Raw genomic sequence first — 15,924 nt, 5'->3', positions numbered from 1 at the left:
CGCTTCTTCGGCGTGTCACGCATTACAGCGCTGGTTGTCAGGCGAGCGACTCACGCACTGCGCGCAGCGCGTCCTCGATTCCGACCGGGTTTGCGCCGGTGCCCTGCGCCAGGTCCGGCTTTCCGCCGCCCTTGCCGTCGACGTACTGGCCGATCAGCTTGACCAGGTCGCCGGCCTTCACGCCGGACTGAACGGCCTGCGGCGTCGCCGCGGCGGCCAGCGACACCTTGCCGTCCACCTGGGACAGCAGCACGATCACGGCGTCTTCCGCCTGCAGCTTGCCGCGCAGGTCGTTGGCGATCGTGCGCAGGTCGCCGGTGGTGATGCCTTCGGGCAGCTGCTTTGCGACGACTCGGTGCACGCCGACCGTCTGCGCCTCATCCGCCAGGTTTGCGGTGGACGCCAGAAGCTGCTGACGGTGCAGGTTCTCAATCTCCTTCTCGGCCGCGCGCAGGCGCTCGGTGAGCTGCGCGATGCGGTCCGGCAGCTCCTCGGTCGGGGCCTTCAGCTCCGCAGCAAGGCCGGACGCAAGCGCGGCCTCCTTGGACAGGAACTTGAAGGAGTCCATGCCGGAATACGCTTCGATGCGGCGGGCGCCGGAGCCGACGGAGGATTCGCCGAGGACGGCCACCGGGCCGATCTGCGAGGCGTGCTCGACGTGAGTGCCACCGCACAGCTCGATGGAGAACGGCCCGCCGATCTCCACCACGCGCACGGTGTCGCCGTAGCTCTCGCCGAACAGCGCCATCGCGCCCATTTCTTTCGCATGGTCGAGAGAGGTTTCAATCGTGTTGACTGCGAAGTCCGCGTCCACCGCCTGGTTGGTGATGGTGGCGATTTCCTCGAGCTGCGCGTCCGTGAGCTGGTCGGTGTAGTTGAAGTCGAAGCGCAGGTAACCCGGCTTGTTCAAGGAACCAGCCTGGACTGCGGTGGGGCCGAGCACCTGGCGGATCGCGGCGTGGATCAGGTGGGTCGCGGAGTGCGCCTGGCGCGCGCCGTGGCGCCACGCCTCGTCCACCTCGGCGGTGACGGTGGAGCCCAAATCGAGCCCGCCGTTTTGCACCGTGGCCTTGTGCAGCCACAGCTTCTTGCCCACTCGCTGCACGTCGTTGACGTTGAGAATGGTGTCGCCCATGAGCAGGCGGCCGCGGTCGGCCATTTGTCCGCCGGACTCGGCGTACATCGGGGTCACGTCCAGGATGACCTCGACCTCGTCGCCCTGGGAGACCTCCCCGACCTTCTCGCCGCCGCGCACTAGGCCGATCACCTTCGCGTCGTGGGTGAGCTGGTCGTAGCCCACGAACTCGGTCGGGTTGGCGTCCACCCACTCGCGGTAGAGCGACTCGTCCACGTTGCGGTGCTTCTTCGCCTTGTTGTCGGCCTTGGCGCGGTCGCGCTGCTCCTTCATCGCGGCGTTGAAGGCGTCCATGTCCACATCCAGGCCGGCCTCGCGGGCCATCTCCACGGTCAGGTCGATGGGGAAACCGTAGGTGTCGTGCAGCTCAAAGGCCTGCGCGCCCGGCAGGACCTTGGCACCGGACGCGGAAACAGCGGAAGCGGCTTCGTCGAAACGCGAGGTGCCCGCCTCAAGTGTCTTGGAGAACGCCTTCTCCTCGGCTACCGCCACGCGCAAGATGCGCTCGCGGTTGTCGTCGATCTCCGGGAACGACGGGGTCATCGTGTCCATGATGGTGTTCATCAGCGTCTCCATGACCGGGCCGGTCGCTCCCAGCAGGCGCGCGGAGCGGATGATGCGGCGCAGCAGGCGGCGCAGGATGTAGCCGCGGCCCTCGTTGGACGGGGTCACGCCGTCGAGGATGATCATCATGCCGGTGCGCGCGTGGTCGGCGACGACGCGGAAGCGCACGTCGTCGTCCTTGTTGCCGGCGTCGTACTTCGCGCCCGTCAGCTCGACGGCGGCGTCGATGACGGGGCGCAGAAGGTCGGTCTCGTAGACGTTGTCCACGCCCTGGAGCAGGCAGGCGACGCGCTCGATGCCCATGCCGGTATCGATGTTCTTCTGCGGCAGCTCACCGACGATATCGAAGTTGCCCTTCTTGTCGCCCTCGCCGCGGATGGACTCCATGAACACGAGGTTCCAGATCTCCATGTAGCGGTTGTCGTCGGCGACCGGGCCGCCCTCGACGCCGTATTCCGGGCCGCGGTCGTAGTAGATCTCCGAGCACGGGCCGCAGGGGCCGGGGATACCCATGGACCAGAAGTTGTCTTCCATGCCCATGCGCTGGATGCGCTCTTCCGGAATGCCGATCTTGTCGCGCCAGATCGAGGCGGCCTCGTCGTCGTCCAAGTAGACGGTCACCCACAGGCGCTCCGGGTCCAGGCCCAGCCCGCCGTCCTCGACAGCGCCGGTGAGCAGGGTCCAGGCGTGCGTGATCGCGCCTTCCTTGAAGTACTGGCCGAAGGAGAAGTTGCCGGCCATCTGGAAAAACGTGTTGTGGCGGGTGGTGATGCCCACTTCCTCGATGTCCAGGGTGCGCACGCACTTCTGGATGGATGTGGCGGTGCCGTTTGCGAAATCCGGAGTCTGGTCGCCCAAAAAGTACGGCTTGAACGGCACCATGCCGGCGTTGACGAACAGCAGCGTCGGATCGTCCAGAATCAGCGGAGCGCTGGGCACCGGGGTGTGGCCGGCCTCGACGAAGTGGTTGGTGAACCGCTCTCGGATCTCATGGGTCTGCACGCGTGATTGTCCTTTCAGCAGCGCCGGTTTTTATCCGCGCTTACTCTACCCCGCGCCCGGACGCCGCCCGGTGTCACCGCCCGCGGACGAGGGCACGCAGCCGCCCGATGAAGTCTTTAATCCGCCGCTCCGCGCCGTGGTCGGTGGGTTCGTAGTAGACGGCCTCTTCGAGGCCCTCGGGCATGTACTGCTGCTTGACGACGCCCAACGGATCATCATGGGGATAGACATAGCCCACCGCATTGCCCATGGCCTTCGCGCCTTCGTAGTGCCCGTCGCGCAGGTGCGCCGGCACCGGCGGGGCGTGGCCCGCGCGCACGTCCGCCAATGCGCGGTCGATGGACTGAATCACCGACGGCGACTTCGGCGCCGTGGCCAAGTGGATTGTCGCCTGTGCGAGCGCAAGCCTTCCCTCGGGCATGCCGATGAACTGCACCGCGTTCGCCGCAGCGTTGGCGGTCTGTAGCGCGGTCGGGTCCGCCATGCCGATGTCCTCGGAGGCGTGGATGACCAGGCGCCGCGCGATGAAGCGTGGGTCCTCCCCCGCCTCGATCATCCGCGCCAGGTAGTGCAGCGCGGCGTCGACGTCGGAGCCGCGGATGGATTTGATGAACGCGCTGACGATGTCGTAGTGCTGGTCGCCGTCCCGGTCGTAGCGCACCACCGCGCGGTTGACGTTTTCTTTGACTGTGTCGACGGTGATGGTCTCCCCGGGCTGCACCGCTTCGGCCGCGGCCTCCAAGTAGGTCAGCGCGCGGCGTGCGTCGCCGCCGGCGAGGAGGACAAGTTGGTCCCGTGCGGCGTCGTCAAGCTTGAATGCGCCGTTGAATCCGCGCTCGTCCGCCATCGCCCGGTCGAGCACCCTGCCCAAGTCGTCCGCGTCGAGGGACTCCAGCTTCAGCAGCAGCGAGCGTGACAAAAGCGGCGCAACCACGCTGAAGCTCGGGTTTTCCGTGGTCGCCGCGACGAGCAGCACGGTGCGGTTTTCCACGGCGGCGAGCAGCGCATCCTGCTGCGTCTTGGAAAAGCGGTGCACCTCGTCGATGAACAGCACCGTCTTCTCCCCGCGGATCAGGTCGCGGCGGGCCTCGTCGATGACGGCACGCACCTCTTTCACGCCGGAAGACAGCGCCGAGAGCGCGACGAAGTTCTGCCCCATCGCAGACGCGATCAGCGAGGCGATCGTGGTCTTGCCGGTCCCCGGCGGGCCGTAGAGGATCACGGAGGCGGCCCCGGAGCCGTCGATAAGCCTGCGCAACGGTTTGCCCTCGCTGAGCAGGTGGCGCTGGCCCGCGATCTCGTCGAGGGTCCGCGGCCGCATGCGCGCGGCCAACGGCGCGGACGCCCCAGCCTCAAAAAAGGCGGTGCCGCGGTTGCCGGAATCGCCGCGGCTGTTGTTGCCGCCTGCGGCAGCGAATAGTCCCTCTTGTTCCACGCGCACCTCTCTTAGCGCAAGCGCTCAGCCAGCGTTTGCGCGAACTCGCTTATCGTGCGGTACGCGGGGTCCTTGCCGGTGCCCGCGAACGCGGCGAGGGACTCGAACGTCTCGCGCAAGTCCCGGCGCACCAGCGCCTCATCGGCGGTAAACGGCCCCTGCGAGTGCGGCCGCAGCACATCTCCGGCGTAGTCCGCAGAGTGTTCTTCGGTTTCGGCGCTCGCTTCCAACGGACCCAGGTCGGACACGTCAAGGCCAGCGGCCTCGAAGTCCTCCTTGAGCTTGGCGTCGTGTTCCACCAACTCGGCTGGGCTCACCGGATCCAGCATGGCCACGCTACTCATCGCCCAGCCGATGAGCCCCGCAGTAATCCGCGCCTGCAACGTATCCGGGTGCTCCACGCTCGGCCAGATGCCGCGCACCTCGCTCACCCACGCGTCGATGAACGCCTCGGTGGCGGCGGCGTTGAACGGCTGCGCCGCGAGAAACACCGGGAAGCGGGCAACCACAAACGCCACATCGAACGTGACGTCCCTGTAACCCGCCCACTCGTAGTCCAGGAAATGGAACGAGTTGCCGGTTTGGATGATGTTGTCCGGCGTCAAGTCGAACGGGGTGAACGCACGCATCCCGCCGCGCAGTAGCCGGGTAAGCACGTTCGTGGCGGCGAAGCGGACCTCGCCAGGAATGTCGATTCCAGCCCGCTCCAGGAACTCCACGCCGATACGGATGCGGTGCGACAGCAGGCGGTCACGCAAAAGCTGCAGGTTCGCCGAGTTCTTCCGCGAACGCGTCATGCGCTGAAACAGCACGTTGAACGCGTCTTCATCGTCCGCGGTACCGGCGTGCATTTTGCCCAGCGCGCGGCCAAGGCGGCGCAGGAGATCCACGTGGGTTTCCGGGTCCGCGTCCTGCAGCAGGTCCGCGAGCGTGCGGCCGTCACCCAGATCCGAAATGATCAGGATGCGCTGCGCGGTGTCGTAGCCCAGCAGCACCGGGCCCGGGCGCACTTCCTCGCTTAACGACGTGGCGAACTGGTACGCCACCGTCTCGCGCAGAAACGCCGCATCCGCCAGCTCGTCGCCGGTAGCCGGCGAGTGCTTCACCACCACCGAGCGGTGCTGGAAAAACGGGTTGTTCACAACACGTGCCCGGAACACGTCCGCAAGCCCTGAGCCGTCGAGCCTTTCGACGTCGACAAGCTGCTGCTCGCCGCCGTAGCGCTTGGTCAGTATGTCGGCGGCTGCGCGGATGATCTCCTGCGTATCGCCCATCGCTGGCCTACTTTTCGTCGCCGGCCCCGGCCTCGCCGCCCTGTGCTTCGGCGTCCTTCTTCGGCTTGAAGTCCACGCCGGTCTCCTTGCGCTGCTCCGCCGGGATCGGCGCCGGAGCATCCGTCAGCGGATCGACGCCGCCGCCCGACTTCGGGAAGGCGATGACGTCGCGGATGGACTCGAAGCCGCCGAGTAGGGACACGATGCGGTCCCAGCCGAAGGCGATGCCGCCGTGCGGCGGGGCGCCGTACTGGAACGCGTCCAGCAGAAAGCCGAACTTCTCGTCCGCTTCCTCGTCGGTGATGCCCATGACCTCGAACACGCGCTTCTGCACGTCGTGCTCGTGGATACGGATGGAGCCGCCGCCGATCTCGTTGCCGTTACAGACAATGTCGTAGGCGTACGCGAGCGCCTCGCCCGGGTTCTCCTCGAAGTTGTCCAGGTACTCCGGCTTCGGGGAGGTGAAAGCGTGGTGGACGGCGGTCCACTTGGAGTGGCCGAGAGCGACATCGCCGGAGGCCGTCGCATCCGCGGCCGGCTCGAACAGCGGCGCGTCGACGACCCAGGTGAACGCCCAGTCGCCGTCCTTGATCAGGTCCAGCTTGCGGGCGATCTCGCCGCGGGCTGCGCCCAGCAGCGCGCGGGACGCCTTCGTCTCACCTGCCGCGAAGAAGATGCAGTCGCCCGGCTTTGCGCCCACGTGCGCGGCAATGCCGGCCTTCTCCTCGTCGGTGATGTTCTTGGCCACCGGACCGGTCAGCTCGCCGTCCTCCTGCACGAGGATGTACGCCAGGCCCTTCGCGCCGCGCTGCTTCGCCCACTCCTGCCACGCGTCGAGCTGGCGACGCGGCTGGGAAGCGCCACCGTCCATGACCACAGCGCCAACGTACTCGGCCTTGAACACGCGGAAGGTGGTGTCCTTGAAGAACTCGGTGCACTCCACCAGCGGGATGTCGAAGCGCAGGTCCGGCTTGTCGGAGCCGTACTTCTCCATCGCTTCCTTGTAGGTCATGCGCGGGATGGGCGTCTGGATGTCGTAGCCGATCAGCTTCCACAACTCGACCAAGATCTCCTCGGCGAGCTTGATGATGTCGTCTTGGTCCACGAAGCTGGCCTCAACGTCCAGCTGGGTGAACTCCGGCTGGCGGTCCGCGCGGAAATCCTCGTCGCGGTAGCAGCGCGCCAGCTGGTAGTAGCGCTCCATGCCAGCCACCATGAGCAGCTGCTTGAACAGCTGCGGCGACTGCGGCAGGGCGTACCAGGAGCCCGGCTTCAAACGAGCCGGCACCAGGAAGTCGCGTGCACCCTCCGGAGTGGAACGGGTCAGCGTCGGCGTTTCAATCTCAGTGAAGTCGTGGCTGTCCAGCACGCGGCGGGCAGCCTGGTTCGCCTTCGCGCGAAGACGAATCGCCTTCGCCTGGCGCTCGCGGCGCAAGTCCAGGTAGCGGTAGCGCAGGCGGGCTTCCTCGCCGACCTCGCTGGAGGAAGCGTCCTCGATCTGGAACGGCAGGGCCGCAGCCTTGTTGAGCACCTTCAAGTCGGTGACGTTGACCTCAATCTCGCCGGAGGCCAAATTCGGGTTGGCGGACCCCTCCGGGCGCGGCTCGACGGTGCCGGTGACCTGGATGACGTACTCGCTGCGCAGGTCGTGCGCAGCCTCGGCCACCTCGGACTCGCGGAAGACCACCTGGGCCAAGCCAGAGCGATCGCGCAGGTCGATAAAGATCACGCCGCCATGGTCGCGACGACGGGCCACCCAGCCGGTGAGCGTGACAGTTTGGCCGTCCAGTTCTTTATTCAGGTTCCCCGCAAGGTGAGTGCGCAGCAAGGTATCCACGTCCTTCCACGTGATGGCAAATCTAACCTGTAAAAGTTTACCCGCCGTCTCGTCGCAGTGCGCCCGGCCCCTCTCGCTGATGGGGCGACACAGGCGCCAACCGACCCAGATCCCACACGTGCCCTAGTTATTTGGCACAATTCTGGCCATGACTTTCAGAGGCGATTACGCACAGGGCCAAGGCGGCAACGTCAATACCAGCTCCGGCGGCGGCCGCGGAGGCGGCGGCTTAGGCAACGGCGCGATGATGTTGCTGCCGCTCCTGCTGCGCGGAGGCGGCGGCGGAACCATCATTTTGGTCCTGCTGGCGCTGCTGTACTTCAGCGGCGCGTTTGACGGCATTCTCGGCGGAGGGGGCGACTCCCAGTCGCAGTCCCAGGGCGAATACTCCCTGGAGCACTGCCAGGAAGCAGGTTCCTCCAACGAGTACGACGACTGCCGGGCAGCCGCAACGATGGGGTCACTGAACACCATCTGGGCAGATATTTTGCCGGCGCAGTCCGGCACCCAGTTCACCAAACCGGAAATGACCATCTTCAAGGGCAGCGTGAACTCTGGTTGCGGTTACGCCAGTTCGGACACCGGCCCGTTCTACTGCCCGCAAGACAAAACCGCCTATCTGGACGTGAGCTTCTTCGACCAGCTGTCGCAGCTCGGCGGCTCTAACGGACCGCTGGCGCAGGAGTACGCCACCGCGCACGAGTACGGCCACCACATCCAGAACCTTGAGGGCACCCTCGGCCTAAGCGACTACAAGAATCCGGGCCAGGATTCCGCCGCGGTGGCAATCGAGCTGCAGGCCGACTGCTACGCGGGCCTGTGGGCGCACCACGCCTCCAAGGGTGACAACGCCGCTCTGGAGCCGATCACCGACGAGCAGCTGCAGCAGGCTCTGCAATCCGCGCAGTCCATCGGCGACGACAACATTCAGAAGCGCTCCGGCGGCGAGGTCGATCCGGACGCGTGGACCCACGGCTCCTCCGAGCAGCGCATGCAGGCGTTCAAGTCCGGCTACGAATCCGGCCAGATGTCGTCCTGCGACACGCTCAACCGCGGCGTGTACAAGAGCTAAACCGCCTCTGTTCCGCACCGCTTTCGAAACGGCACGGCGCTACAGTGGCCGGCATGAGCAATGCTGAGCCCAACCGCGCCGTGCCGTTTCTTGCTGCGTTCAACACCATTGAGAAGTTCTTGCGCAGTGAACTCGATGCCAAACGGTCCGATTCGTTTTCCTGGATGGCCAGGCTGGCGGCGAAGAAGGGAGTCATCACGCTCGAGCAGTCTGAGACGCTGCAGGAGTTCGCGGATCTGCGCAACGCGATCAGCCACGGCGAGTACGACAACCTGCGCCCGATCGCCGAGCCGCTGCCGGAAACTGTCGCTGAGATCGAGCGGATCCGGGATTCCCTGCTCGCCCCGACGCTGGCCTTAGACGTCATTGAGCACCAGCAGGTGGTCACCTTCTCCCCCGACACCGACATCCACGAGCCGTTGGACACCATCGCCTCGCAAGGGCTCGCCCAGTTCCCGGTCTACGACGGTGGCGAGTGCGTCGGTTTGCTCACCACCAACGCGATTGCGCGGTGGCTGGCGGCTGAGCTGCGTGACGACGACACGATTGCGGCAGGCACCGTGGCCGAGGTGCTCGACCACAGCGGAAAATTGGATCAGCCGATTTTTCTGCCGCGCACCGTCACCGCCGCAGCTGCGGTCGAGGCGCTGAGCACACCGCTTGCCTCCGGCGCGGTCCCCCGCCTCGCCATCATCACAGAGCACGGAAAGCCCACTCAGAAGCCGCTGTCGGTGCTCGGTGCGACCGACATTCCGGCCCTCGCCCAGGAAGCGTAAAACACCGCTTTTCCTGTGGCGCCGCGCACCTTTTCGTGCTGTAGTATCCCCGGCATGTCTGCAAACTTTGTGAGCGTTGTCGACCTGTTCAGTATTGGTATCGGCCCCTCGTCGTCCCACACTGTGGGCCCGATGCGCGCGGCCCAAGCATTCATTGACAAACTCGACACCTACCCAGCCAAGGTGCTTGTTGAATTGCGCGGCTCCCTGGCAGCCACCGGCGTCGGCCACGGCACCGACCGCGCTGCCCTCTTGGGCCTAGTCGGCTACACCCCCACCACCACGTCTGCCGATATTGCGCCGAAGCCGGGTGAGCCGATTCCCTCCACCGGCACCGTTTCCGGGCCCATCGGCACCGTTGAATACGAGCTCAGGTTTGACCCTGCTCCTGTCGCCGCACATCCGAACTGCCTCATTTTCGACGCGTGGGATGCAGACGGCAACGTGCTCGCAGAGCGCGAGGACTACTACTCCGTCGGCGGCGGGTTTATTCAGGACCGCTGGGAGATGGAAGCGCACCGCGACGAATCCGGCGTCGCCGCGGCGCGCGACATCCCGTCTGTGCCTTACCCCTTTGACACCGCGGCCGAGCTCATGCAGCGTTGCGAGGAGACCGGCCTGACCATCGCAGAGATCATGCGCGCCAACGAGGAGTCCATCCACGGCAGCGAGAAGCTCGACGCTCACCTGGACGCGGTGTGGAACGTGATGCAGGAATGCGTCGCACATGGCTTGAAGACGGATGGCACGCTGTCCGGCGGGTTGAACGTCAAGCGGCGCGCGAACCGCCTCCACCGCCTGCTCACCGCCGAATACGAAGCTTCCACTGCGCGCGGGCTGGACGCAATGGAGTGGGTCAACCTCTACGCGTTGGCTGTCAACGAGGAAAACGCCGCGCACGGCCAGGTTGTCACCGCGCCAACGAACGGCGCGGCCGGCATCATCCCCGCGGTGATGCACTACTGCCGCGACTTCACCGACGATTTCACCGTCGAGCGCGCCCGCGAATTTTTGCTCACTGCCGGCGCGGTCGGCTCGATCATCAAGACCAACGCGTCGATTTCCGGCGCTGAGGTCGGTTGCCAGGGCGAGGTCGGCTCCGCGTCTTCCATGGCTGCCGCAGGCATGTGCGCCGCCCTCGGAGGCACGCCTGCCCAGGTGGAAAACGCCGCCGAGATTGCCCTCGAGCACAACCTAGGGCTGACCTGCGACCCCGTCGGCGGCCTCGTGCAGGTGCCCTGCATCGAGCGCAACGCCATCGGCGGCGTGAAGGCCATCAACGCGGCGCGCCTGGCCAAGCTGGGCGACGGCACCAACATCGTCACCCTCGATGACGTGGTGGAGACCATGGCCGCCACCGGCCGCGACATGATGACGCAGTACAAGGAGACGTCCATGGGCGGCCTGGCGGTGCAGTTGGGCCTGCCGGTGAACATCACCGAGTGCTAGTAACTAGGCTCCCGTGACCGCCTGAGTCACCGCCTGGACAGAGAGCTCCACAGACTCCTGGGAGTGCTCCGCGAGGTTCTTCACCGCCACCTCGCCGGCTTCTAGCTCACGCTCGCCGAGCACGAGCGCGTACCTCGCACCGGCGCGGTCGGCGCCCTTCATCGAGCCCTTGAGCCCGCGCTGCCCGTAGGACATGTCGGCGGACACGCCGGCGGCGCGGAGCTCGTCGATAAGTTTGCTCATCTTCACGCGAGCCTCGTCGCCGATCGCGATGCCGAAGACGTCCACGCGGTGGGCCGCCTCGTCCAACTCCACGCCTTCCGCCTCGAGCGCGAGCACAGCGCGGTCCACGCCGAGGCCGTAGCCGATGCCGGACAGGTCCGGGCCGCCGATCTGGGCCATCAGGCCGTCGTAGCGGCCGCCGCCGCCAATGCCGGACTGCGCGCCCAGACCGTCGTGGACGAACTCGAAGGTGGTCTTGGTGTAGTAGTCCAGCCCGCGCACCATACGGGGGTTGATCACGTACGGCACGCCGAAGCTGTCCAGCGCCGCGGTGACGGCCCCGAAGTGGGCACGGCACTCGTCGCAGAGGTGGTCCAGCATCAGCGGCGCATCCGCGGTCATCTCCCGGACCTCTTCGCGCTTATCGTCCAGCACGCGCAGCGGGTTGAGCTCTGCGCGTTTGCGGGTCTCCTCATCCAACGGCAGGTCGAAGAGGAACTCCTGCAGCTTCTCCCGGTACGCCGGGCGGCAGTTCCTGTCGCCGAGGCTGGTCAGCTCCAGACGGAACCCGCTTAAGCCGATGGCGCGGTAGCTGCGGTCCGCCAGCGCGATGACCTCAGCGTCCAGCAACGGATCGTCCATGCCGATGGCCTCAACGCCCACCTGCTGCAGCTGGCGGTACCGGCCGGCCTGGGGGCGCTCGTAGCGGAAGAACGGGCCGTAGTAGTTCAGCTTCACCGGCAGGTAGCCACGGTCCATGTTGTGCTCGATAAACGCGCGCATCACGCCGGCAGTTCCCTCCGGCCGTAGCGTGACGGAGCGGCCGCCGCGGTCCTCGAAGGTGTACATCTCCTTGCTCACCACGTCGGTGGACTCGCCCACACCGCGGGCGAAGAGCGTCGTGTCCTCGAACACCGGCAGCTCGATGTGTTGGTAGCCGGCGATGCGTGCCTGGCGGGCAAACTCGTCGCGCACATGGATAAACGCCGCCGATTGCGGCGGCGCGTAATCCGGCACACCTTTCGGGGCGGAAAGCTTCTGAAACTGGTCGTTCTTGTTCTCGCTCACACCGGGCAAGTCTAGTCCAGCCCTCCCCCGCCCGGAGCGAGTACCCGTTTAGCGGTCCGCGTTGGCCTGGCGCAGGTACGGGTTGGTTGCGCGCTCCTGCGCCACCGTCGTAGCCGGGCCGTGGCCGGGCAGCACCTGCAGCTCGTCGGCCAGGTCCCACACCGGACCGCGGAGGGACTGGCGCATCTGCTCCGGGTCCGAATCCGGCAGGTCCGTACGGCCGATAGACCCGCGGAACAGCACATCGCCAGAGAAGACCACGTCGTCGGCAACAAGCATCACACAGCCCGGCGAGTGGCCCGGTGCGTGCACGACGCGCATCTCCACGCCCGCGACCTGCAGAGTCTGCCCGTCCTCAAGTGGCGTCGGATTGTCGATTGGGGGCATGGCGGAGGCGTCGTAAAGCTGGCGCGCCTGCTCGCTCACCCCCTCGCCGCGCAGCAGCATGAACGCGTCCGCTGGGTGGACAAACGTCTCCACCCCGAACGCGGCGGCGTCGCGGATGTGGTCGATGTGGCCGTGCGTGAGCACCACCGCCTCCACGGTCAGCCCCTGCTCCTGCACTATCTGGCTCACCGCTTCATGCGCACCCAGCCCCGGATCGATCACAAACGCGCGATCCCCGTTGGCTACGACATAGCAGTTGGTTTGAAAAGGTCCTGCTGCGAAACCGGCGATTCTCATGCTGGCCACTATAACGGTGCTGATAGGCTTTCTAGCCGTTCAAGGGCGGATGCTTATCGACGTCTACTCCGCCCATCCCGACAAATTGGCGAGGTGTAAACCCCAGTGGCATCGAACGAAAAGCGCGGCAAGGAAGCCCTGTCCCACCTGAAGAGCGAGCTGGATTCGCGCGACCGCAAGGAGAAGTCCCGCCCGTGGTCGGTGGCGGCGATCTCCGCGGCCGTCATCGCGCTGATCGGCGGCGGCATCTACTTCGCGGCCAACAACGACAGCGGCGAGGACCTCGCCGCCTCCGAATCCACCGCCGCGTCCGAGGCCACCACCGAGGAGCAGGAGCCGTTCGACTCGTCGAAGTTCGAGCCGATCGCCACCAAGCGCGAGCAGGCGCTGCCGGCGACGGTGAACTGCACCTACAACGAGGCCCAGGAGCAAGGCGGCGACGGTGTCGGCACCCCGAAGACCGAGGGTGTGTCCACCGAGGGCACCGTCACCGTCGAGCTGGACACCAACCAGGGCCCCATCGGCATGGAGCTGGACCGTGCGGCCTCCCCGTGCACCGTCAACGCCGTCGAGTACCTCGCCGAGGAAGGCTTCTACAACGACACTGTCTGCCACCGCTTGACCACCGGCGACGGCCTGAAGGTGCTGCAGTGCGGCGACCGCGCCGGCACCGGCGCCGGCGGCCCGGGCTTCCAGTTCGCAAACGAGCTGCCCACCGACCAGGCGCTCGAGGGCATCGACCTGTCTGAGGCGGGCATCCCCGAAGGCGCGTCCGAGGAAGAGATGATGCAGGCCAAGACGATGATGCTGCAGCAGAACAGCCAGCCGCAGCGTTACGACCGCGGCACCATCGCTATGGCGAACGCCGGCGTGGACACCAACGGCTCCCAGTTCTTCCTCAACTACGGCGACTCCGTGCTGCCGCCGCTGTACACCTACTTCGGCCACATCGACGACGAAGGCCTTTCCACCTTGGACAAGATTGCCGAGGCCGGCGTCGAGGGCGGCGAACAGGACGGCGCCCCGGCAGACGAGGTCCGTATCAAGAAGGCGACCGTGAAGTAGCAGCGTGGAGTAACGCTTCAGCCCGCTCGAGTGGCGTAGCTCTGGGAATCGCCTCAGAGTTGCCGTTCAAGGTAGCGCGGCACCAGCGCACCCATTAGCATTCCGAGAAGCACACACATTTTTACGAGTGAGGAAAATTCGATGAAGCTTCGCACCAGCCTTGCAGCGGCAGCAACCGCCACCGCGGTCATGGTTTCTGGCGCCGCAGTCGCCGACGCAGCTCCGACGGTCAACGACACCGCAGAGAGCAAGTCCAAGGACTCCGGCGGCAAGGACTCCGACAAGAGGACCATCAAGGACAGCCTGTCCTCCTCGAGTGAAGAGGGCTCCTCTATCGAGGACATGAGCCCGGAGGAGCTGAAGAGCTGGATCGCCGTGGTCACCGCGATCATCGGCATGCTCACCCAGGTGCTGTCCATCGCGTCTAAGTTCGCGCGTTAGGCGCCGCGTTCTCGCACGGGGCACACTCGCGCCGCTGCGCAAAACACAACCGGCTACCTACTACCGGCTACCAGCGAAAATGGGGATACGGACAAATTTTTGGAGTGCGTTTGGGGGACTTTGTCTCGTTGTTATGCACTCAGTGCTTGTCGGTGTTCGGCGATGGTGGTGTAGCCGTCGCCGAGTGTCGACTTCAATCGTCTGTGGATGTAGAAGTCGATGTAGGTGTCAATATAGTCGCGCATCTGCGCCACCGTCATCGTTGACACCACAGGCCTGCCTTTGAGCAGTTCTTGTTTCATCGTGCCGAAGAAGCCTTCGGTGCGCGCGTTGTCGCCGCTGGTGGCCTTGCGTGACAGTGACGGGATGTAGCGCCACCGGTTGCCGCACCATGTATCGGCCTCGCAGTCGGGGCAATCCAAGATGTTGTGGGTGTGGTCGGTAATCAGACTGACCCAGCGTTCACTGCGGTAGAGCCCACCACGATCGGAATGGATAATCGGTTGCGCACCGTCTGGTTTGACCTCGTCGATTCGCGCGATCATTTCAGCGACCAGGTCGTGATTCGGCGACGTCGACATGGTGACCGCAATCGGCATCCCGTCGTAGAAATCGATCGCTGCCGACAGGAATAGTTTGCCGTCTGGGCAGTGGATTTCGGTGACGTCGGTGCCGATTTTCTCCCACGGGGCATCCGCGTGGAAATCGTGGGTCAGCCCCTGAGCGTCGGCGTGGTCGATGAAGTACTGCGACGGTGCAACAACCGGCCGGGCCACATCCACATCCGCATCCCCGTCATCGTCGCTGTTGCTGGTTGGGGTGATCAGCAGCAGGTTTGCCGGTTTGTGGTCGGTTTCACCGGTGTAGGAGGAGTATTTGCCCGACGCTTTCGCCAGCGGGCGGCACCCAAGCTCTTGCATGAGGGTGCGCACGATCTTTTCCGACACCGTATGCCCCATGATCTTCAGCCAGGCGTGGATGCGCCGGTAGCCGTAGCTTTGCCCGGATTCGGCTGCCGCCTGCAAGATCAATGGTTTAAGTGCAGCGTGGCGCTGTTCGCGCTGTTGCACTACCTGCGTGTGGGTGTGTCGGTGGTAGTAAAACGTCGACTGCGCAATCCCGACAACCGCGCATGCTTTGGCGATGGAAAACCCGTGGGCGTCCGTGAGGGCAACCACCACAGCGGCTTTCGCCGCGGTGGACAGCTCCCCGTCACGGACGTCGTCTTTTCCCCGCGACTCACCGTCGCGGACGTTGCCTTTTCCCCGTGGCTCACCGTCGCTCATGAGCACTTGGATAATGGCGTCTTTGACCGTTTCCCGGTCGCGCATCTCAACAACGAGCTTTTTCAGCTCGTCCATGTCACTGGGTAAATCAGCGATATCGTCTATCGGCCCAGGCCCTGGCAGCCACTCGTTGACTGGCCGGGGTGGTTTCTTCGCATCGGCTGCCTCATCGACTCGCTGCTGCTGATGGTTGCGTTGGACTTTGCGGTGTTTGCTCACGCGTTCCATTGTCGCCGCATAGGCCTCGTCGAATGTCATCGACGCTGCCGAATCGCGTTCGTCATCGTCGGGCCAATACCGCTTCGTCCAGGTCAGTGCCGCGGTGTCGTGGACATCGAACTCCACGGCAATGTCACGCACTGTCGCCTGCGAGGTCAATCTGCGTGCGACAACTTTTGCGATGGTCTCAGCGTCGTAGGCGCGTCGCGTACCGTCCAAGCTCTGGCCACGACGCTTGGCCGCAACCCAGTTGCCGACCGTCGCCACCGACGGTCGGCGACCACACGCGTGTTCAGCCCAGTCGCAGACCTCACGGGCAGACAACCCAGCCAAAAACCTCTCAACCGCACCAACGCGGATATCAGATGGAAAACCTGCGGGCATCGGAATACCTT

The 15,924-nt window shown here is 65.4% G+C and carries 12 protein-coding genes; 5 read left to right on the top strand and 7 right to left on the bottom strand.

Features of this window, described 5'->3' with window-relative positions:
- Window positions 1-37: 37 nt before the first annotated feature.
- The 4 genes from alaS to aspS form a co-directional block, all read right to left on the bottom strand.
- Window positions 38-2,701: an alanine--tRNA ligase gene (gene alaS, locus MHX64_RS02730; RefSeq protein WP_239355829.1), complete on the bottom strand. Its 2,664-nt coding sequence runs from the start codon at window positions 2,699-2,701 to the stop codon at window positions 38-40.
- A 73-nt stretch (window positions 2,702-2,774) separates the two neighbouring features.
- On the bottom strand, window positions 2,775-4,136 hold the full coding sequence (locus MHX64_RS02725; RefSeq protein WP_239355830.1) for a replication-associated recombination protein A: 1,362 nt from the start codon (window positions 4,134-4,136) through the stop codon (window positions 2,775-2,777).
- An 11-nt stretch (window positions 4,137-4,147) separates the two neighbouring features.
- Complete coding sequence (locus MHX64_RS02720) at window positions 4,148-5,410, bottom strand: phosphotransferase (RefSeq protein WP_181888520.1); 1,263 nt, start codon at window positions 5,408-5,410, stop codon at window positions 4,148-4,150.
- A gap of 7 nt (window positions 5,411-5,417) precedes the next feature.
- Entirely contained in the window at window positions 5,418-7,238 is a 1,821-nt protein-coding gene (gene aspS, locus MHX64_RS02715; RefSeq protein ID WP_239355831.1) for an aspartate--tRNA ligase, read from the bottom strand.
- A 157-nt stretch (window positions 7,239-7,395) separates the two neighbouring features.
- Here aspS and MHX64_RS02710 point away from each other — a divergent pair, with 157 nt between their 5' ends.
- From MHX64_RS02710 to MHX64_RS02700, 3 genes are read left to right on the top strand one after another with little or no spacing between them, the layout of a single operon-like run.
- Window positions 7,396-8,319 carry a neutral zinc metallopeptidase gene (locus tag MHX64_RS02710; protein WP_239355832.1) on the top strand — a complete coding sequence of 308 codons (924 nt, stop codon included), beginning with the start codon at window positions 7,396-7,398 and terminating at the stop codon, window positions 8,317-8,319.
- A gap of 53 nt (window positions 8,320-8,372) precedes the next feature.
- Window positions 8,373-9,095, top strand: coding sequence for a CBS domain-containing protein (locus tag MHX64_RS02705; protein WP_239355833.1), 723 nt, complete (start codon window positions 8,373-8,375; stop codon window positions 9,093-9,095).
- Window positions 9,096-9,149: 54 nt separating this feature from the next.
- Window positions 9,150-10,544 (top strand): L-serine ammonia-lyase, encoded by a 1,395-nt coding sequence (locus tag MHX64_RS02700; RefSeq protein ID WP_239355834.1) that lies wholly within the window; start codon window positions 9,150-9,152, stop codon window positions 10,542-10,544.
- Between the two features lie 3 nt (window positions 10,545-10,547).
- Here MHX64_RS02700 and hisS read toward each other — a convergent pair whose 3' ends face one another.
- Together hisS and MHX64_RS02690 are read right to left on the bottom strand one after the other, a co-directional pair.
- Window positions 10,548-11,834: a histidine--tRNA ligase gene (gene hisS, locus MHX64_RS02695; RefSeq protein ID WP_239355835.1), complete on the bottom strand. Its 1,287-nt coding sequence runs from the start codon at window positions 11,832-11,834 to the stop codon at window positions 10,548-10,550.
- 48 nt (window positions 11,835-11,882) lie between these two features.
- On the bottom strand, window positions 11,883-12,518 hold the full coding sequence (locus MHX64_RS02690) for an MBL fold metallo-hydrolase (protein ID WP_239355836.1): 636 nt from the start codon (window positions 12,516-12,518) through the stop codon (window positions 11,883-11,885).
- A 105-nt stretch (window positions 12,519-12,623) separates the two neighbouring features.
- On the opposite strand from MHX64_RS02690, the gene MHX64_RS02685 reads away from it, so the two are divergent.
- Both MHX64_RS02685 and MHX64_RS02680 read left to right on the top strand, forming a co-directional pair.
- Window positions 12,624-13,583, top strand: coding sequence for a peptidylprolyl isomerase (locus tag MHX64_RS02685; RefSeq protein WP_239355837.1), 960 nt, complete (start codon window positions 12,624-12,626; stop codon window positions 13,581-13,583).
- A gap of 141 nt (window positions 13,584-13,724) precedes the next feature.
- Entirely contained in the window at window positions 13,725-14,024 is a 300-nt protein-coding gene (locus MHX64_RS02680) for a hypothetical protein (RefSeq protein ID WP_070843972.1), read from the top strand.
- 131 nt (window positions 14,025-14,155) lie between these two features.
- Here MHX64_RS02680 and MHX64_RS02675 read toward each other — a convergent pair whose 3' ends face one another.
- Complete coding sequence (locus MHX64_RS02675; RefSeq protein WP_239406318.1) at window positions 14,156-15,913, bottom strand: IS3 family transposase; 1,758 nt, start codon at window positions 15,911-15,913, stop codon at window positions 14,156-14,158.
- Window positions 15,914-15,924: the final 11 nt, after the last annotated feature.

The sequence above is a fragment of the Corynebacterium sp. ACRPZ genome (assembly GCF_022346205.1).
Lineage (GTDB): Bacteria > Actinomycetota > Actinomycetes > Mycobacteriales > Mycobacteriaceae > Corynebacterium > Corynebacterium lehmanniae.
The sequence above is the reverse complement of the archived record's forward strand: the minus strand, read 5'-3'. Positions and strand labels throughout refer to the sequence as shown.

What these genes read in the sequence shown, in the direction of transcription:
- MHX64_RS02690 (WP_239355836.1), bottom strand. Translation starts at nt 12,518, where the DNA reads ATGAGAATCGCCGGTTTCGCAGCAGGACCTTTTCAAACCAACTGCTAT.
- MHX64_RS02710 (WP_239355832.1), top strand. Translation starts at nt 7,396, where the DNA reads ATGACTTTCAGAGGCGATTACGCACAGGGCCAAGGCGGCAACGTCAAT.
- MHX64_RS02720 (WP_181888520.1), bottom strand. Translation starts at nt 5,410, where the DNA reads ATGGGCGATACGCAGGAGATCATCCGCGCAGCCGCCGACATACTGACC.
- MHX64_RS02680 (WP_070843972.1), top strand. Translation starts at nt 13,725, where the DNA reads ATGAAGCTTCGCACCAGCCTTGCAGCGGCAGCAACCGCCACCGCGGTC.
- MHX64_RS02675 (WP_239406318.1), bottom strand. Translation starts at nt 15,913, where the DNA reads ATGCCCGCAGGTTTTCCATCTGATATCCGCGTTGGTGCGGTTGAGAGG.
- MHX64_RS02700 (WP_239355834.1), top strand. Translation starts at nt 9,150, where the DNA reads ATGTCTGCAAACTTTGTGAGCGTTGTCGACCTGTTCAGTATTGGTATC.
- MHX64_RS02705 (WP_239355833.1), top strand. Translation starts at nt 8,373, where the DNA reads ATGAGCAATGCTGAGCCCAACCGCGCCGTGCCGTTTCTTGCTGCGTTC.